This is a genomic window from Micromonospora sp. NPDC052213, from assembly GCF_040679695.1.
Lineage (GTDB): Bacteria > Actinomycetota > Actinomycetes > Mycobacteriales > Micromonosporaceae > Micromonospora.
The window spans coordinates 27596-44067 of record NZ_JBFAVI010000043.1 but is presented as its reverse complement, the minus strand read 5'-3'; the positions used below and the strand labels follow the sequence as shown (position 1 = coordinate 44067).

The following is a 16472-nucleotide window of genomic DNA, read 5'->3' as shown; positions in this document are numbered from 1 at the left end:
GGCGGGGGGCGCGACCTCCAGGCGCTCGCCGTCGTTGTCGAGGACGGTCGGGTCGGTGCCCAGGTGGCGCCAGCGCCAGCGCGAGCACGACCAGCGCCGGCCCGAGCAGCTCGACCGAGGTGTTGCCGAGCAGCACCCCGATCCCCGCCGGGACGAGCGCCCCGCCCAGCCCGGCGGCGCCGATCTGGAGCCCGATGGTCCGGTCCGCGTGCGCGGCGCCCACCCGGTCGACGGTGGTGAGGGTGAGCAGCGGGAAGACCGGGGCGGCGGCGAACCCGACGACGAACAGCCCGGCCACGGCCAGCCAGGCCGGGGCCGGGGCCGCGATCAGGGCCGCGCCGACGGCCATCCCGACCAGGCTGCCCCGCAGCACCACCCCCGCGCCCAGCCGCTCGGCCACCACGCCCTGCACCACCCGCCCGACGAACAGGCTCGCCCAGTAGCCCGAGACGCAGATGCCGGCCAGCGCCGCCCCGAGGCCGCGACCCTCGGTGAGCAGCAGGAACGCCCAGAGCCCCGCGGCCACCTCGATCGCCACGTAGACGGCGAAGGCCAGCGCGCCGATCCAGACCGCCGGCAGCCGCAGCGTCTCGCGTACCGGCGTGACGGTCGGCGGGGCGACGGGCGCCGCGCCGGCCGGTGGCCCGGCGGGCTCGCGGGCCGGGGCCCGGTCCCGCCAGGCCCGGACGGTCAGCGCGAACGCGGCGGCCAGGACGAGCTGGGCCGTCGCCACGAGGCCGTACCCCCAGCGCCAGGCCAGCCCCGCGCTGAGCGCCCCGGTCATGATCAGCGGTCCGAGCGCCACCCCGAGGCCGAAGAAGGCGTGCATCCAGTTCATGTGGCGCGGACCGAAGGCGCCGGCGGCGTACGCGTTGAGCCCGGAGTCGATCGCGCCGGAGCCCAGACCGAGCACCAGGGCGCAGCCCACCATCAGGGCGATGCCGGGCGTCAGCGCGTAGCCGGTGAGCGCGAGGCTGGCCAGCAGGGTGCTGCCGGCGAGCAGCCAGCCGACCCCGAGCCGGGCCAGCGTGAAGCCCGCCAGCACGCTGGAGGTGAGGTAGCCGGCGGTCCCGGCGGTGAGCACCAGGCCGACGGCCTCGGTGGGCACGCCGAAGTCGGCCCGGATCGAGGGCCAGCCCACCCCGATCAGCCCGTCGGGCAGGCCGAGGCTGACGAAGGCGAGATAGGCCAGCAGGAGCAGCGAGGCGCGGGGCGGGACAGTGGACACGGACGACCATCCTGCCTCGTGTCACCGGCGCCGCGGCCGGGCCTCCCCCGCAGGGACAAAAAGTGCGGTCCGGACGGGTGGAGAAACGGACAGCTCATCCAGAATCGGCCGTTCGGCTGACGGCAACCCCTGGGTCGCGCGCAAGACTTTCGGGATGCAACAGGGCTCCGGCTTCCTCTCCACGCGTCAGCGCCGCCTGGCTTGGCTCGGCTTTCTCCTCGCCGCGCTCCAGGCTCCCGTCTCCGCCAAGCTGGTCTCGGACGACTCCTGGTTGTTCAGCCTCTGCGTGGCGCTGATGGTGGCGACCGTGATCATCGCCGACGACGCGGCCCGCCGCCGCCCGGCCGACGCGCGCTCGACGGACTAGTGCCGCGGCGCACGGCAGCGCACGTCGGACGCCCCCACGAGCCAAGGATGTCGTCACGTCCGCGGTGGCCGCGGACATCGCGGCCCTCGCCGCGCGGGATCAGCCCGGCTTGACCGCGATCGCGCCGTCGACGGTGCGCAGGATCAGGCGCAGCGTCTCGTGCCGGGAGGCGCCGGTCTCGGCGACGTAGGCCCAACCGGCGTACAGCTGGGACCAGACCAGGCTCTGCACCCAGTCCGCCGGCAGCTCCGGGTCGATGGTCCCGTCGCGGTGGCCGCGCTCGACCATCGCGGCGAACTCCGGATCGCAGCCGGCGGGCCCCTCGGTGGTCGGGGCGGCGACGAGGCCCGGCTCGGTGAAGATCAGCGAGAGCAGGCTGCCGAGGTCGAAGTACTCCTGGCAGAGCCGGCGCACGGCCGACGCCCCGCTGCCCTCGGCCATCCGCGCCTGGGCGGTCGCGCGGGCCAGCCGGGCACCGGCCTCGGTGCCGACGGCGGCGAGCAGGTCGGCGCGCTCGGCGAAGTAGCGGTGCAGCGTCGTACGCCCCACGTCGGCGGCGGCGGCGATGTCGCCGAGGGAGGCGGCGGGATTGCGCCCCAGCACCTCGATCGCCGCGCCGACGATGGCCTGGCGGGTCCGGGCCCGGCTGCCGGACACCTGCGTATCGGTCACGCGGCGAGGATAGCAATACGTCGTTTCGGTATAGCGCTTGACTGGATTGGAACACCATTGTTCCATTCAGGGCATGACCTCCTCCACGCCGGCGCCATCCCGGTTGCGTACGCTCGCGTCGTTCCTCGCCCCGCACAGGCGGACGATGGCCCTGGGGCTCGTGTTGGGGCTCGCCGCGAACGCGGCCGGGCTCGCGACGCCGATGGTCACCAAGTGGGTCCTGGACACACTGGGCGCCGGCGGGTCGATGGCCCGCCCGATCTGCCTGCTGCTGGCGCTCGTCGTCGTCGGCGCGGCCATCTCGCTGTGGCAGTGGCGGCTGCTCGGGACGCTGGCCGAGCACATCGTGCTCGACGCCCGGGCCGCGATCGTCCGGCACTACTTCCGGGCCCGCGTCGGCGACCTGCAACGCCGACCCACCGGCGAACTGGTCACCCGGGCCACCTCCGACACGCAGCTGCTGCGCGAGGCGTCCGGCAGCATCGTCGGCCTGGTCAACGCCGGTATCGCCCTGGTCGGCACGCTGGTGCTGATGGGCGTGCTCGACCTGTTCCTGCTGGGCTGCACCATCGTGGCCGTGCTGGTCGTCGCGGCGGTCATGGGCGCGCTCATGCCCCGCATCGCGGCGGCGCAGGCCGCAGCGCAGGAGTCGATGGGCACGCTCGGCGGCACGCTGGAGGGGGCGCTGCGCGCGATCCGGACGGTCAAGGCCAGCCGGGCCGAGGCCCGGTTGACCGAGCGGATCGTCGCCGACGCGCGGCAGGCGGCGGCGCACAGCGTACGGGCGGCGCGGGTGACCGCGTCGGTCTGGACCATCGCCTGGACGGGAATCCAGCTCGCGGTGATCGCGATCCTGGGCATCGGCGCCTGGCGGGCCCAGCGTGACCTGCTGGAGATCTCCAGCCTGATCGCGTTCCTGCTGTACACGTTCCAGCTCATGGGGCCGATCACCGAGCTGACCCAGAACACCACGGCGTTGCAGGCCGGGATCGCCGCGGCGGGGCGGATCCGCGAGGTCGAGACCATCCCCGCCGAGCCCGCGGGCCCGGTGTCCGCCCCGACGGAACGCCCGGGCATGCCCGACGCGGAGCAGCCGGTGCTGGTGTTCCGTGGTGTCACCGCCCGGTACGGGCCGGACGCGCCCGCCGCGGTGCACGACATCGACCTGACCATCCCCCGGCGGGGGCACACCGCGATCGTGGGGCCGTCGGGGGCCGGCAAGACCACGCTGTTCTCGCTGATCCTGCGCTTCCTGGAGCCCGAGCGGGGGCAACTGCTCCTCGACGGCCGCCCGTACGCGGCCCACGGACACGACGAGGTGCGGGCCCGGCTCGCGTACGTCGAGCAGGAGACCCCCGTGGTGCCCGGCAGCATCCGCGACAACCTGCGCTTCACCCACCCGGACGCCACGGACGACGAGATCCGGGCGGTTCTTCGCGCCGTCCGGCTCGACGACAAGGTCGATTCACTGCCGGACGGACTGGACACGTCGCTGTCGTCGACGGAGGTGTCCGGCGGGCAGCGCCAGCGCATCGCCCTGGCGCGGGCCATGCTGCGCACCCCCGACGTGCTGCTGCTCGACGAGGCGACCGCGCAGGTCGACGGGCTGACCGAGGCGGCGTTGCAGGAGTGCGTCCGGCAGCGCGCGGCGGCCGGGGCCGTGGTGACCATCGCGCACCGGCTCTCCACCGTGCTCGACGCCGACCGGATCGTGGTGATGGAGCACGGCCGGATCCGGGCCCAGGGCACCCACTCCGAGCTGCTGGCCGGCGACGACCTCTACCGCCGGCTGGTCGTGGCGCTGCGCATCGCGGCCGAGGAGCACGCGGTGGCGGCGCGCTAGCGCTCTGCCGGAGCGCGCGTCGCGGCCGGGGCGCCCCCTGGGCGCCCGCGCGGGGCCGCCTCCGGCGCGCCTCGTGACCGGAGGACGGCCGCTAGCCCGCTCCGCCGGGGCGCGCCTCGTGGCCGCGGCGGCCCCGGCTCCGCCGCCGCTCCTTCATCTCCGCCTCGTAGAGGTGCCGGCGACCGTCGACCAGCTCCTCGCGGGCCGCCCGGTCCAGGTCGCGGAAGAGGGCGTAGTACCCGTCGTCGAAGTCCTCGACGATCTGGAACGTCCAGCGGCCGGCGATCACGTTGCGGCCCAGCAGCTCGGTGTCGATGCGCTCGGCGATGTGCGGGTGCCCGGCGGCACGGAACATCTCCACGGCGTCGTCGAGCATGAGGTCGGCGTGCCCGACGAGCTGGTGCAGCGAGTAGAGGTGGCCGCGGACCCGCTCGACGCACTCCAGCGCCTCGCTGAGCTTGCCGAGCGCGGCCACCGTCTCGTCGCTGACCCCGGCCGGCCGGCGGTGCCGTTCGTCCGGTCCGTCCACGTGTTGTCCCATCCGTTCCTCCACGGTGTCGGCTGCGCCCGTCCGGGCGGTTCTCCTCCTGCCCCGCCCGCGCCGGGTCAATCCCGGTGGGCCGGGTTGACCGATCGGTGGAGGACCAAAAACCCGCCGAGTGGCCGAGGTCGACCGGGGAATCGGCCGGATAGCCTCGTTTCCCATGCGTGTGCCGTTCAACCGGGTCGAGGCCCGTTCCGCCGCCGGCTCGGCGCGAGCCACCCTGGCCCTCCTGTCCGCCTCGGTCGGCGTCGAGGGGCTGGCCGCCGCCGCGGCGCGGCCGGGGCTGCTCGCCCTGGTCGACCAGCACGCCGCGGCGGTGCGGGAGAGCCTGGACGGCGACCGGCGGTCGCTGAGCGCCGCCGCGCTCGCGGGCTACGCGGAGGGCGTACGCGCGGCCGCGCTGGAGCACGGCTGGGAGCCGGCGGCGGCGCCGGTGGACTGGTCCGAGCCGGACTGGCTGCTCACGCGGCTGCTGGCGGTCTGCGCGCTGGCCCGCTCGCTGGGCACCCCGGCGCCGGGTCCGCTTCCCCGCGTCTGAGCGGGCCGACCGCGTCCGCCGGCACGCCGGAGGGGCGCCCGCCACGTTCGCGGACACCCCTCCCGACTGGCCGTCACCGGCTCGGTCACCGGCGGAACTGCTGGGTCTCCTCGCCCACGTTCCCCGACTGGTAGGTGCCGCGCCCGCCGGCCATCGTCGACTCCTGCGGCATGACCTGGGTGCGCTCGGCCGCCGCCCGGTCGGCCATCTGCCGGCCGACGTCGGTCTGGCCGGCCTCCCGGGCCCGGCGGTGCTCCTCCACCGCCCGCGACTCCTCGGCCATCCGGTTCAGCCAGCCGTCCCAGCGGTTCTGCATCGGCTTCACCAGACCGCCGCCGACGCCGACGATCAGGATGCCGGCCACCGTGGCGAGCACCGCGATCAGCACCGGTGTCGTCACCGTGGTGGCGATGCCCACCTGGTTCAGCGCGGCGATCACACCCAGCGCGAGGATGAAGATCGCCGTCAGGTCGGCCAGGATCTTGCCGTACGCGAGCCCGCCCAGCGCCCCGGTGACCAGATCCCGGACGGCGTTGGCGATCGCGGCGGCCACGACGACGATGATGATCGCCACGAAGGCGCGTGGCAGCCAGGCGACCACGCCGCGGATCAGGTCACTGATCGCGTTGGGTCCCCAGACCCCGAAGGCGAACTGCAGGGTGAACAGCAGCACGGCGTAGTAGGCGAGTCTCGCCAGGATGTCGCTGGCGTCGTACTTCGTGCGTTCCAGCGCGCGCTTGATGCCGCCCCGTTCGACCGCTTTGTCGAAATTCACCCGTTCCAGCGCCGCATCGACGATTTTCAGCACGGCTCTGGCGATGAGCCATCCGACCACGAGGATCGCGATGAACGCGACGGCCCGCGGTATGAACAGCAGCACCGACCTCCACATGTCGGCCACGGCGTCGCCGATGTCGACCTGCCTGACCGCGAGGGTTTCCGGCATGATGTCCCTCCTGTCGCATGGACTGCGTCGGGCGCTTACCCGGTCGCCGACGCGGCACGCCGTGCCGGTCCCCGTCTTTTTCCCGACATGTCACCGCAGACCCGTCCCGACCTGGCCGAACATTCGCCGTGGACGACGCGCGGGACATGATCGGGAACGGGTGCCGGTTGGTCCGGTTAGGCTGCGGTCATGCCAGGAACGGTCGGACGGGTCCCCAACCCACCAGCCCCGGTGTCGGGGGCGCCCTCCGCCTCGGGCGCGGCGGCCGCCGTCCTCGGCCACGACTGGGCCGGCACCCCCCTCGGCCCGTGGCACTCGTGGGACCCGGCGGTCCGCGCGACGACCGAGGTCGTCCTCGCCTCGCCCGTGCCAATGGCCCTCACCCTGGGCGCCGACCACCTGCTGCTCTACAACGACGGTTACGCGGAGCTGATCGGCGACCGGCACCCGGGGGCGGTGGGCCGGCCGGCCGGCGAGGTGTTCCCGGAGGTCTGGCCGATGCCCGGGGTCGGCGACGCCGTCGAGCGCGCCTACCGCTCGGGCGAGCCGTTCCTGGAGAAGGAGTCCACCCTTCCCCTGCGCCGGCGTACCGGCCCGGTCGAGCAGCGGGTCTTCACCCGGGGCCACTCCCCGGTGCGGGACAGCGCCGGGCGGATCGTCGGCGTGCTGACCGTGGCCGCGGAGACCGCCCAGGTCACCCAGCAGTTGCAGAGCCTCAGCGACTTCGCCGCCGCGCTCGCCGGCACCCTCACCCTGGACGACGTGGCCCGGGTGACGCTGCGCTACGCGATCACCTCGTTCGACGCCGACCGGGTCTCGTTCGCGGTGGACGAGGGCGGCGGCGGGTGGCGGATGGTCCGGCGCGTACGCGGTGAGCTGATGGACGAGGCCGACGAGCGGCTCCCCCCGCTGTGGCGGCGCATCCCGCCGGACTGGGAGGGCCCGGTCGCGTCGGCCGCCCGCACCGGCGTGCCGCTCTTCGTCGACGACGGCCAGCCGCTGCGGGAGATCGCGGTGGACCGGCACGACCAGAAGATCCGGGCGCTGGCCGCGGTGCCGCTGCGGGCGTCGGTGGTGCGCGGCGGGCTGGCCGTCGGCTACCAGGCCCCGCACGTCTGGTCGGCCGCCCAGCGGGCCCTGCTGGCCGCGTCCGCCGAGCTGGTCGGCCAGGCCGCCGAGCGGGCCCGCCGGTTCGAGACGCAGCACGGTACCGCCCAGCTCCTGCAGCGCAGCATGCTGCCCGAGCACCTGCCGGACCTGCCCCGGATGCGGATCGCCGCCCGCTACGACCCGGGCGTCGACGGCAACGCCGCCGGCGGGGACTTCTACGACGCGTTCCTGCTGCCGACGGGCGGTCTGGGCGTCGTGCTCGGCGACGTCGCCGGCCACGACGTGCAGGCCGCGGCCCGGATGGGGCAGGTCCGGGCCGCGCTGCGCGCGCTGGCGCTGACCGACCCGCGCCCGGACGCCGTGCTGGCCGGGCTCGACCGGCTGGTCACCAGCCTGGGCGCCGAGGGCGACACGCACGAGCTCTTCGTGACCGTGGTCTTCGGGGTGGTCGACGCCGAGCGGCAGCAGCTCACCCTGGCCAGCGCCGGCCACCCCGCCCCGCTGATCCGTCGGTGCGCCCCGGACGGCGAGCCGGTCGCCGAGTACGTCGACGTGCCCGCCGGCGCCCCGCTGGGCCTGGGCTGCCGGCCGCCCACCGCGACGGTCCGGTTCGCCCCCGGCGACACGCTGCTGCTGTTCAGCGACGGCGTGGTGGAGCGGCGCTGGCAGGGGCTGACGGCGGGCCTGGACGCCCTGGCCGAGGCGGTGGCCGGGGCGGGCAGCGGCGACCCCCGCGCGCTGTGCGCGGTGGCGACCGCGGCGGTGCCCGGCGCCACCGAGGACGACGTCGCGGTGCTGGCGGTGGAGCACGCGCTGCGGCCGAGCCGGTCGACGAGCATGGAGGTGCCGGCCGAGCCGACCGCGCCGAGCCGGGTGCGGCACTGGATGACCGGGCAGCTCACGGAGTGGCAGGTGCCGGAGTCGATCATCGGCGCGGCGGTGCTCTGCACCAGTGAGCTGACCACCAACGCGCTGCTGCACGCGGGCACCGCCGCCCGCGTGGAGATCGACCTGAGCCCGGAGCGGCTGCTGGTGTCGGTCGCCGACTCGGGCACCCGGGGCACGGTCACCCGGGCGCAGACCGACACGCTCAGCAGCCGGGGCCGGGGGCTCGGGCTGATCGAGGAGCTGAGCGACGCGTGGGGGACGGACCCGACCGTACGCGGCTCGACGGTCTGGTTCGAGCTGCTGATCCCGTCCGACTGAGCGGTGGCGTCAGCCGGCCCGGCACCGGGTAGGAGGAACACATGCCCACCGAACAGCCCGCCGGTGTCCTCTTCGACGTGGACGGCACCCTGGTCGACACCACATACCTGCACACCGTGAGCTGGTGGGAGGCGCTGCGCCAGACCGACCGGCAGGTACCGATGGCGGAGATCCACCGCGCCATCGGCATGGGTTCGGACAAGCTGCTCGACCACCTGCTCGGCCCGGAGCGGGACCGCGGCGCGGACGGGAAGCTGCGGGACGCCCACGACGCCCCTTCGCGGAGTACTGGGAGCGGCTGGTCCCGCTGCCCCGCGCGGCCGACCTGCTGCGGGCCTGCGCGGAGCGGGGGCTGCGGGTGGTGCTGGCCACCTCCGCCGCCGAGCACGAGGTCGCCGCGCTGCGCCGGGCCCTGGCCGCCGACGACGTGATCGACACCGTGACCTGCGCGGCGGACGCGCAGGAGAGCAAGCCGGCACCCGACATCCTGGTGGCCGCGCTGGAGCAGTCCGGGCTGGCCGCCGAGCGGGTGGTCTTCGTCGGCGACTCGGTCTGGGACGTCGCAGCCGCCGGCGAGCTGGACATCCCGTGCGTCGGGCTGACCTGCGGCGGGACGAGCCGGGGCGAGCTGGCCGGGGCCGGGGCGCTGGCCGTCTACGACGATCCCGCGGCCCTGCTCGCCGCCCTCCCGGACTCGCCGATCGCCGCGGCGTGACGGTCGCACCGCACCGGACCGGGACACGAGGTCGATCGGGACAGGAATACGAAAAGACCTCCGGGGGCAAGGACTCTCTCCGCCTGCCCGCACGCGCGGGCGACGCGGAGAGGTGGTGTCGTGGAGCCGGTAGACGTGGCGTTCGCGGTGGTCGGTCTGGGCGCGCTGCTGGCGGGGGTCCTGCCCCGGGTGCTCGAACGCCGGCCGCTGTCGATGCCGATCGCCTTCCTCGGGCTCGGCATGCTGGCCTTCGTCCTTCCCACCGGGCTGCCGAACCCCGATCCGCTCGCGTACCCGGAGATCGCCACCCACCTCACCGAGATCGGCGTGATCGTCGCGCTGATGGGCGCCGGCCTCAAGATCGACCGGCCGCTGAGCCGGGCCCGTTGGTCGTCGACGTGGCGGCTGCTGGCCATCGCCATGCCGGTGTGCATCGCCGCGGTGGCGCTGCTCGGCTGGTGGTGGGCCGGGCTCGTGCCGGCCGCCGCGCTGCTGCTGGGGGCGGCCCTCGCCCCCACCGACCCGGTGCTCGCCGCCGACGTGCAGGTCGGCGAGCCCACCGACGTCGAGGACTCCGAGGACGAGGTCCGCTTCGCCCTCACCTCCGAGGCCGGGCTGAACGACGGGTTGGCCTTCCCCTTCGTGTACGCGGCCATCGCCATCGCCACCACCGGCCTCGCCCCGGCGGACTGGCTGGGCCGCTGGCTCGCCGTGGACGTGCTCTGGAAGATCGCCGCCGGGGTGGCGGGCGGCTGGCTGATCGGCTGGCTGCTCGGCAAGCTCTTCTTCCGGGCCCCGAGCGAGCTGCGGCTGGCCCGGCACGCCGAGGGCTTTCTCGCGCTCGCCGCGACCTTCCTGGCGTACGGGCTGGTGGAGGTGGTCGGCGGGTACGGCTTCCTGGCGGTCTTCGTGGCCGCCCGGGCGATCCGGGCCGCCGAACGGACCCACGAGTTCCACTCGGTGCTGCACGCCTTCGCCGAGCAGATCGAGCGGCTGCTGACCGTCATGCTGCTGCTGCTCTTCGGCGGCGCGGTGGTGGGCGGGCTGCTGGCCCCGCTGACCTGGCCGGCCGCGGCGGTCGGGCTGGCGCTGGTCTTCGTGGTGCGGCCCCTGGTCGGCCGGCTGTCCCTGCTCGGCGCGCCGGGCCGGCCCGCCGAGCACTGGGTGATCGCGCTGTTCGGCATCCGCGGCGTCGGTTCGCTCTTCTACCTCGCGTACGCGACGGCGAAGACCGACTTCGCGCAGGCGGACCTGATCTGGGCGACCGTCGGCCTCGTGGTGATCGTGTCGGTGGTGGTGCACGGTGTCGCGGCGACCCCGGTGATGCAACTGCTGGACCGCAGGGGTGAACGCACCGCCGACGCGTCCGAGCGGGGCCGCGCAGGCGAGCCCGTCGCCGCCACGAGCTGACCGGTCGGCTCGGACCGGGGCGACCGGTCAGTCGGCGGCGGGCGCTCGGCCTGGCGGGGGGACCGGTCAGTCGGCGGCGACCCGCGGTCCGGGCGGGCGGTCGTCAGGTCAGGCGGGCGACCAGGGCGCGGCCGAGGTCGCGGCCCGAGAGCCAGGCGCTCTGCACCCGGGGCTCGCCGAAGGCGTCGCCGGCCAGCCCGACGCCGTCGGCGTCCAGGTGGTAGGTGCCGCCCCGGCCGGCCGTCGGCTTCGCGTACCTCCAGCGGTGCACGTGCACGTGCTCCGCCGGCTCGGGCAGCCCCAGCAGGTCCCGGACGGCCTCCTCGATCGCCGGCCCGGCGCCGGTGGGCTGGGCGAGGTGGCCGGCGGCGAACCCGGGCGTGGTGTGCGCGACCAGCACCGGCGCGCCGTCGCCGCGCCGGTCGCCGTCGTCGCAGACCAGGCTCAGCAGCGGATGGTCGTTGACGAACGCGCCCCGGAAGGCGGCCCACCGGCGACCCGGGAAGCGCAGGACCCCGGCCAGCGACGGCGACCACCGCTGCGCCTGCACGACCCGGGTGGCGGCGTCCAGGGCCGGATCGAGCAGCAGGGCCGCCTGCGGCCCCGGCATCGCCAGGGCGACCGCCTCGCAGGCCCGTCCGTCCACCACCGGCCCCGGCTCGACGCCCAGCACGAGCCGGTCGACGGTCACCGGCAGGTCCCGGGCCAGGTGTTCGACCAGCGACCGCAGCCCCCGGGGCGCCGCCCAGCGCATCGGGCCGGGCACCTCGCGCCGGCCGTCGGCGCCGTACGCGACGAAGGTGTCCGTCCACTCCCGGGCCAGCCCGGCGGTCCGCCACCCCTCGACCACCTCGGCGAAGTCGGGATCGCTGACGGTGAGGTACGCGGCGCCGGTGTCGGCGGGCCGGCCGTCGAAGCGGCGGCTGGCCAGCCGGCCACCGGCGACCCGGGCGCGCTCCCGGATCTCCACCGGCACGCCGGCGCGGACCAGTTCCGTCGCGCAGGCCACCCCGGCGATGCCGGCGCCGACCACCACCACACCCGCCCGGCCCGTGCTCACCGGGTGATCGTATGCGTCCCGGCGCCCGGCGGGCGGACGGGATCGACCCGGGTATGTCGGCGCGCGTGGGCCGCCCGGCGGGCCGGCGGGACGGGTGGGGTTCGAGCCGGATCGCCGGTGGACGGCAGGACCGGTCCGGGGATCCGCATGGATCGGCCCGGGGCGGGGTATTGGCACGTCTGTTCGAAGGAAGGTGGAGATGATGGCGGACCGCGACAGCACCCGGGCCAACCCGCAGGGCGCGATCAAGGACCCCGACGAGTGGGTCACCGGCGAGGAGCCGCCGACGGCGGCGCAGGAGTCGTACCTGGCCACGCTGGCCCGCGAGGCCGGCGAGGACCTGCCGGAGGGGCTCACGAAGGCCGAGGCGTCCAAGCGGATCGACGAGCTCCAGGAGGAGACCGGCCGCGGTCAGTGACGCGGCGGGAGGCGGTGCGACTCGACCTCGTCGAGCCGCCCCGCCGCCACCCGCGCGGTCACGAAGGTGGCGTACGGCTGGGCGCGTCGATCGGTCGGCGAGCCCGGGTTGAGCAGGCGCAGCCCGCCCGGGGCGACCGTGTCCCAGGGGATGTGCGAATGACCGAAGACGAGCAGGTCGGTGTCGGGGAAGCGGGCCGCGCAGCGCTCCTCGCGCCGGGTCTTCGGCCCGGTCTCGTGCACGACCGCGATCCGCAGCCCGTCGAGTTCCACCCGGGCGATCTCCGGCAGCCGGGCGCGCAGCGCCGGCCCGTCGTTGTTGCCGTACACGCCGACGAGCCGGCGGGCCCGGGCGGCCAGGGCGTCGAGCAGCGCCTCGTCCACCCAGTCTCCCGCGTGCAGCACCACGTCGGCGGCGTCGACGGCCGCCCAGAGCGGCGCCGGCAGGTCCTTGGCCCGCGCCGGCACGTGGGTGTCGGCGGTGATCACCAGACGCATCCCCCCATTCTCCGCGACGGCGGTGCCGGCGCCCACCGCCCGTCCACCCGGCTTAGGATCGGGACGTGGGCGCTGCCGCGGTGGTCGAGGGGCGGTCGGCGCCGGTGGGGGCGCTGCTGCGGCAGTGGCGGGAGCGGCGCGGGCTCAGCCAGCTCGCCCTCTCGGTCGAGGCGGAGATCTCCACCCGGCACCTCAGCTTCGTGGAGACCGGCCGCGCGACGCCGAGCCGGGAGATGGTGCTGCGGTTGGCCGAGCACCTCGACGTGCCGCTGCGGGACCGCAACCGGCTGCTGCTGTCCGCCGGGTACGCCCCGGTCTACTCCCACGCGCCGCTGGACTCCCCCGAGCTGCGCCGGGTCCTCGACGCGGTACGCCGGGTCCTGCGCGCGCACGAGCCGTACCCGGCGGTCGCGGTGGACCGGCTCTGGAACCTGGTCGCCGGCAACGCCGCCCTGCCGCTGCTCACCGAGGGCGTCGCGCCGCACCTGCTCCGGCCGCCCGTCAACGCGCTGCGGCTGGCCCTGCACCCCGAGGGCCTGGCCCCCCGGATCGTCAACCTCGCCGAGTGGCGCGACCACCTGCTCGGCCGGCTGCGCCGGCACCTGGGACTGACGGCCGACCCGGAGCTGACCGCGCTCCACGAGGAGCTGCGCGGCTACCCGGGCGGGTCGGCCGATCCGGACGCCGAACTGCCCCGCGCGGGTGACGTCGTGGTGCCCCTGCGGCTGCGCCGTCCCGGCGGCGAGCTCTCCTTCCTCAGCACCGTCTCGACCTTCGGCACCCCCCTCGACGTGACGGTCGAGGAGCTGTCCATCGAGTCGTTCTTCCCGGCGGACGAGGCCACCTCGGCGTACCTGCGCGACGCCGGCCGCTGACCCCGTCCCGGCCGCCGGTGACCGCCACGGCGGACCGGCCGCGGCGGACCGGCCGGACGCGGCGTCCTGTCGAACCGGGCCGGCCCGACGGGTCCGGTCCGCGCCCCCGGCGGCGTTACCCGTGGACGGCGGCGGGAACCCGGGCGGTTGACGAAGGAGGAGGCTCATGAGCACACCGTCGAGTGGGACCTCGGGCTGGCGGCCCGGCATGCCTGGCGGCGACACCCTCCCGTCCGGTCCCGCCGGTCGGCCGGCCGCCCATGCCGGCGACGGGCACGGCCCGGAGATGGGCCCGCCCACCGTGACGATCGGCTCGTACCCGGACTATCCGTCCGCCCAGCGAGTGGTGGACTACCTCGCGGACAACCGCTTCCCGGTGGAGCACACCGCCATCGTCGGCACGAACCTCACCCTGGTCGAGACGGTGCTCGGCCGGCTGACCACCGGCCGGGCGGCGCTGCTGGGCGCCGGCACGGGCGCCTGGTTCGGGCTCTTCGTCGGGCTGCTGTTCGGCATCTTCACGGCGGGCAACAACTGGATCGCGATCATCCTGGTCGCGCTGGTGGTCGGCGCGATCTGGGGGGCGGTGTTCGGCGCGGTCACGCACGCGATGACCGGCGGGCAGCGCGACTTCACCTCCGCCAGCTCGCTGCGCGCCAGCCAGTACGCGGTCATCGTCGACGCGCAGTTCGCCGAGCAGGCTCGGCAACTGGTCGGCCGGATGCACCTCACCGCGTCGCCGCAGACCCGGTGACGTCCGGACCCGGGCGGCGGGGTGGGTAGCCGCCGGGCCGGGGTGGGTGGCGGGCGTGGCGCGGGGCGTCGTTCAGCGGTCGGTGGCGAGCCGGGCGTGCAGGTGCTCGTCGTAGCGGCGGCCGTCGCCGTAGCGGTAGGACTCGCGCAGCGTGCCCTCGGCGGGATAACCGGCCCGCCGGGCCACCTGGCAGGAGGCCGGGTTGGCCACGGCGTGGCACAGCTCGATCCGGTGCAGCCCGAGCGCCGCGAACGCCCACCCGGTGAGCCGGACGACGGTCCTGGAGGCGACGCCGCGACCGCGCGCCGCGGCCACGGTCCAGTAGCCGATGGAGGCGTTCCCGTCGTGGATCCGGAACAGCGACACCGAGCCGAGCAGCCTGGCGGGGTCGGCCGGGTCGGCGACCGCCAGGGAGACGTGGTCCCCGGCGGACCAGTCGGCCCGGCGACGCACCCACGCCAGCGCCGCCTCCCGGTCGACCGGCCCCGCCGGGGGGTTCCACTGGGCGATCGCCGGCTCGCGCAGCGCGGCAAGGACCGCCGGCGCGTCCTCCTCCCGCCACGGACGCAGCAGCAGGCCCGGGGCGGTCAGTTCGAGATGCTCCACGACGCCGGAGTCTGACACACCCGCGCACCCCGCCACACGGGTTTCCCGGCGCTGTCTTTCAAACCTGGAGGATCCGTCCTGGACAGCGGCGGTAACCGCGCTCACACAGCACTAGTTAAATTTTGAAAGAGTGCTACTGTAGCGACGTGACCGAGAGCTTGGACGCCCCCCGACTCGCCGCCTGGCGGGCCTACATCGAGGCCAGTCAACGGCTGTTCACGCGGCTGGAGGAGGATCTGCGCGCCGACAGCGCGCTCAGCTTCGCCGACTACCACGTGCTCGTCCTGCTCTCCGAGGCGCCGGATCAGCGGCTGCGGATGGGCGAGCTGGCCGGGCGCCTGGTCTTCTCGCCGAGCCGCCTGACGTACCAGATCTCGTCGATGCAGCGGCGCGGCCTGGTCGCCCGGGAGCCCTGTCCCGAGGACCGCCGCGGCAGCGAGGCGGTGCTCACCGCCGCCGGGCTGCTGACCCTGCGCGAGGCCGCCCCGCACCACCTGAGGTCAGTGCGCGCCCACCTGATGGACGACCTCGACGACGCCGAGGTCGCCTGCCTCACCCGGATCTTCGAGCGGCTCGGCCGGCGCCTGCGCGCGGACCGCGACGCGTCGACCCCGCACCCCGACAACTGAGGAGCCTGCGATGCCCGCCATCACCGTCGACAACGTGCTCGTCCTGCCGCGCCTGCCCCGGCTCGACGAGTCCACCGCGTTCCGGCCGGTCCGCCGGCTGACCACCGCGCCGAGCGGCTACGAGGGCGAGGGCTTCCCGGTCCGCCGGGCCTTCGCCGGCGTGCCGGTGACCGAGCTGGACCCGTTCATCCACCTCGACCAGATGGGCGAGGTGGACTACGCGCCAGGCGAGCCGAAGGGCACCGCCTGGCACCCGCACCGCGGCTTCGAGACCGTGACCTACATGATCGACGGGATCATGGACCACCAGGACTCGCAGGGCGGTGGCGGCACCATCACCAACGGCGACACCCAGTGGATGACGGCCGGCAGCGGCCTGCTGCACATCGAGGCGCCGCCGGAGCACCTCGTGACGAGCGGCGGGCTGTTCCACGGCACGCAGCTCTGGGTCAACCTGCCCCGGGTCGCCAAGATGAGCCCGCCCCGCTACCAGGACATCCGCGGCAAGGAGGCGGCGCTGCTCACCACGCCGGACGGCGGCGCGCTGATCCGGGTGATCGCCGGCGAGGTCGCCGGGCACCGGGGCCCGGGCTCCACCCACACCCCGATCACCATCACCCACGTGACCGTGGAGCCGGGCGCCCGCGTCGACCTGCCGTGGCGGCCGGACTTCAACGCCCTGGTCTACGTGCTGGGCGGCCGCGGCACCGTCGGCACCGACGGGCGGCCGGTGCACACGGGTCAGCTCGCCGTGCACGGCCCGGGCGACGCGCTGACCTTCGCGGCGGACGCCCGCCAGGACAGCCACACCCCGGCGCTGGACCTCTACATCATGGGCGGCGAGCCGATCCGGGAGCCGGTGGCGCACTACGGCCCGTTCGTCATGAACACCCGCGACGAGCTGCTCAAGGCGGTCGAGGACTTCCAGGCCGGCCGGCTCGGCGTCGTCCCGGCCGAGCGGCTGCCGCACACCGACGGCCAGGCGCCCCGGCCCTGAGCGCAGGCGCGGGCGGTGGCGCCTCCGGCGGACGACCGGAGGCGCCACCGGCGCGTC

18 protein-coding genes and 1 pseudogene are annotated in these 16472 nt (G+C 75.2%); 12 read left to right on the top strand and 7 right to left on the bottom strand.

Going from position 1 to position 16472, the window contains the following annotated elements; all coding sequences use genetic code 11:
* On the bottom strand, positions 1-1228 hold a 1228-nt coding region (locus tag AB0L34_RS13900; RefSeq protein WP_363704767.1), incomplete at its 3' end, for an MFS transporter.
* Positions 1229-1382: 154 nt separating this feature from the next.
* Here AB0L34_RS13900 and AB0L34_RS13895 point away from each other — a divergent pair.
* Positions 1383-1595 carry a hypothetical protein gene (locus tag AB0L34_RS13895; protein WP_350682944.1) on the top strand — a complete coding sequence of 71 codons (213 nt, stop codon included), beginning with the start codon at positions 1383-1385 and terminating at the stop codon, positions 1593-1595.
* 99 nt (positions 1596-1694) lie between these two features.
* Here the strand turns inward: AB0L34_RS13895 and AB0L34_RS13890 are convergent, their stop codons facing one another.
* Positions 1695-2267, bottom strand: coding sequence for a TetR/AcrR family transcriptional regulator (locus AB0L34_RS13890; RefSeq protein ID WP_363704765.1), 573 nt, complete (start codon positions 2265-2267; stop codon positions 1695-1697).
* A 73-nt stretch (positions 2268-2340) separates the two neighbouring features.
* Here AB0L34_RS13890 and AB0L34_RS13885 point away from each other — a divergent pair, with 73 nt between their 5' ends.
* On the top strand, positions 2341-4110 hold the full coding sequence (locus AB0L34_RS13885; protein WP_363704763.1) for an ABC transporter ATP-binding protein: 1770 nt from the start codon (positions 2341-2343) through the stop codon (positions 4108-4110).
* Positions 4111-4201: 91 nt separating this feature from the next.
* Here the strand turns inward: AB0L34_RS13885 and AB0L34_RS13880 are convergent, their stop codons facing one another.
* Positions 4202-4651 carry a hypothetical protein gene (locus AB0L34_RS13880; protein WP_363704761.1) on the bottom strand — a complete coding sequence of 150 codons (450 nt, stop codon included), beginning with the start codon at positions 4649-4651 and terminating at the stop codon, positions 4202-4204.
* A 163-nt stretch (positions 4652-4814) separates the two neighbouring features.
* On the opposite strand from AB0L34_RS13880, the gene AB0L34_RS13875 reads away from it, so the two are divergent.
* Positions 4815-5192: a DUF6401 family natural product biosynthesis protein gene (locus tag AB0L34_RS13875; RefSeq protein ID WP_357452093.1), complete on the top strand. Its 378-nt coding sequence runs from the start codon at positions 4815-4817 to the stop codon at positions 5190-5192.
* 85 nt (positions 5193-5277) lie between these two features.
* Here the strand turns inward: AB0L34_RS13875 and AB0L34_RS13870 are convergent, their stop codons facing one another.
* The gene (locus tag AB0L34_RS13870; protein ID WP_363704759.1) at positions 5278-6138 is read right to left on the bottom strand and encodes a hypothetical protein; all 861 of its coding nucleotides are present in this window, start codon (positions 6136-6138) and stop codon (positions 5278-5280) included.
* 189 nt (positions 6139-6327) lie between these two features.
* On the opposite strand from AB0L34_RS13870, the gene AB0L34_RS13865 reads away from it, so the two are divergent.
* The 4 genes and pseudogenes from AB0L34_RS13865 (at position 6328) to AB0L34_RS13850 (ending at position 10579) form a co-directional block, all read left to right on the top strand.
* Positions 6328-8454: a SpoIIE family protein phosphatase gene (locus tag AB0L34_RS13865; RefSeq protein ID WP_363704757.1), complete on the top strand. Its 2127-nt coding sequence runs from the start codon at positions 6328-6330 to the stop codon at positions 8452-8454.
* 41 nt (positions 8455-8495) lie between these two features.
* A pseudogene (locus AB0L34_RS13860) lies at positions 8496-8660 on the top strand (HAD hydrolase-like protein); the annotation flags it as partial.
* 92 nt (positions 8661-8752) lie between these two features.
* The gene (locus AB0L34_RS13855; protein ID WP_363704775.1) at positions 8753-9169 is read left to right on the top strand and encodes an HAD-IA family hydrolase; all 417 of its coding nucleotides are present in this window, start codon (positions 8753-8755) and stop codon (positions 9167-9169) included.
* 120 nt (positions 9170-9289) lie between these two features.
* Positions 9290-10579, top strand: coding sequence for a cation:proton antiporter (locus tag AB0L34_RS13850; protein WP_363704755.1), 1290 nt, complete (start codon positions 9290-9292; stop codon positions 10577-10579).
* A 103-nt stretch (positions 10580-10682) separates the two neighbouring features.
* Here the strand turns inward: AB0L34_RS13850 and AB0L34_RS13845 are convergent, their stop codons facing one another.
* Complete coding sequence (locus tag AB0L34_RS13845; RefSeq protein WP_363704773.1) at positions 10683-11618, bottom strand: FAD-dependent oxidoreductase; 936 nt, start codon at positions 11616-11618, stop codon at positions 10683-10685.
* Positions 11619-11841: 223 nt separating this feature from the next.
* Between AB0L34_RS13845 and AB0L34_RS13840 the strand changes: the two genes are divergently transcribed.
* Complete coding sequence (locus AB0L34_RS13840) at positions 11842-12057, top strand: DUF3072 domain-containing protein (protein ID WP_350706346.1); 216 nt, start codon at positions 11842-11844, stop codon at positions 12055-12057.
* On the opposite strand, the gene AB0L34_RS13835 is transcribed toward AB0L34_RS13840, so the two are convergent.
* Positions 12051-12554 (bottom strand): YfcE family phosphodiesterase, encoded by a 504-nt coding sequence (locus tag AB0L34_RS13835; protein ID WP_363704753.1) that lies wholly within the window; start codon positions 12552-12554, stop codon positions 12051-12053. The two genes, AB0L34_RS13840 and AB0L34_RS13835, sit on opposite strands and share 7 nt — an antisense overlap.
* A 65-nt stretch (positions 12555-12619) precedes the next feature.
* On the opposite strand from AB0L34_RS13835, the gene AB0L34_RS13830 reads away from it, so the two are divergent.
* Together AB0L34_RS13830 and AB0L34_RS13825 are read left to right on the top strand one after the other, a co-directional pair.
* The gene (locus tag AB0L34_RS13830) at positions 12620-13429 is read left to right on the top strand and encodes a helix-turn-helix transcriptional regulator (protein ID WP_363704751.1); all 810 of its coding nucleotides are present in this window, start codon (positions 12620-12622) and stop codon (positions 13427-13429) included.
* Positions 13430-13595: 166 nt separating this feature from the next.
* Complete coding sequence (locus AB0L34_RS13825; protein ID WP_357452071.1) at positions 13596-14183, top strand: general stress protein; 588 nt, start codon at positions 13596-13598, stop codon at positions 14181-14183.
* Between the two features lie 72 nt (positions 14184-14255).
* Here the strand turns inward: AB0L34_RS13825 and AB0L34_RS13820 are convergent, their stop codons facing one another.
* Positions 14256-14789, bottom strand: a complete 534-nt coding sequence (locus AB0L34_RS13820) for a GNAT family N-acetyltransferase (RefSeq protein ID WP_363704749.1) — start codon at positions 14787-14789, stop codon at positions 14256-14258.
* Between the two features lie 146 nt (positions 14790-14935).
* Between AB0L34_RS13820 and AB0L34_RS13815 the strand changes: the two genes are divergently transcribed.
* Both AB0L34_RS13815 and AB0L34_RS13810 read left to right on the top strand, forming a co-directional pair.
* Positions 14936-15418 carry a MarR family transcriptional regulator gene (locus tag AB0L34_RS13815; RefSeq protein WP_350706355.1) on the top strand — a complete coding sequence of 161 codons (483 nt, stop codon included), beginning with the start codon at positions 14936-14938 and terminating at the stop codon, positions 15416-15418.
* Positions 15419-15428: 10 nt separating this feature from the next.
* On the top strand, positions 15429-16415 hold the full coding sequence (locus tag AB0L34_RS13810; RefSeq protein ID WP_357452062.1) for a pirin family protein: 987 nt from the start codon (positions 15429-15431) through the stop codon (positions 16413-16415).
* Positions 16416-16472 lie beyond the last annotated feature (57 nt).

What these genes read in the sequence shown, in the direction of transcription:
- AB0L34_RS13835 (WP_363704753.1), bottom strand. Translation starts at nt 12,554, where the DNA reads ATGCGTCTGGTGATCACCGCCGACACCCACGTGCCGGCGCGGGCCAAG.
- AB0L34_RS13865 (WP_363704757.1), top strand. Translation starts at nt 6,328, where the DNA reads ATGCCAGGAACGGTCGGACGGGTCCCCAACCCACCAGCCCCGGTGTCG.
- AB0L34_RS13875 (WP_357452093.1), top strand. Translation starts at nt 4,815, where the DNA reads ATGCGTGTGCCGTTCAACCGGGTCGAGGCCCGTTCCGCCGCCGGCTCG.
- AB0L34_RS13880 (WP_363704761.1), bottom strand. Translation starts at nt 4,651, where the DNA reads ATGGGACAACACGTGGACGGACCGGACGAACGGCACCGCCGGCCGGCC.
- AB0L34_RS13810 (WP_357452062.1), top strand. Translation starts at nt 15,429, where the DNA reads ATGCCCGCCATCACCGTCGACAACGTGCTCGTCCTGCCGCGCCTGCCC.
- AB0L34_RS13840 (WP_350706346.1), top strand. Translation starts at nt 11,842, where the DNA reads ATGGCGGACCGCGACAGCACCCGGGCCAACCCGCAGGGCGCGATCAAG.
- AB0L34_RS13825 (WP_357452071.1), top strand. Translation starts at nt 13,596, where the DNA reads ATGAGCACACCGTCGAGTGGGACCTCGGGCTGGCGGCCCGGCATGCCT.
- AB0L34_RS13870 (WP_363704759.1), bottom strand. Translation starts at nt 6,138, where the DNA reads ATGCCGGAAACCCTCGCGGTCAGGCAGGTCGACATCGGCGACGCCGTG.
- AB0L34_RS13885 (WP_363704763.1), top strand. Translation starts at nt 2,341, where the DNA reads ATGACCTCCTCCACGCCGGCGCCATCCCGGTTGCGTACGCTCGCGTCG.
- AB0L34_RS13895 (WP_350682944.1), top strand. Translation starts at nt 1,383, where the DNA reads ATGCAACAGGGCTCCGGCTTCCTCTCCACGCGTCAGCGCCGCCTGGCT.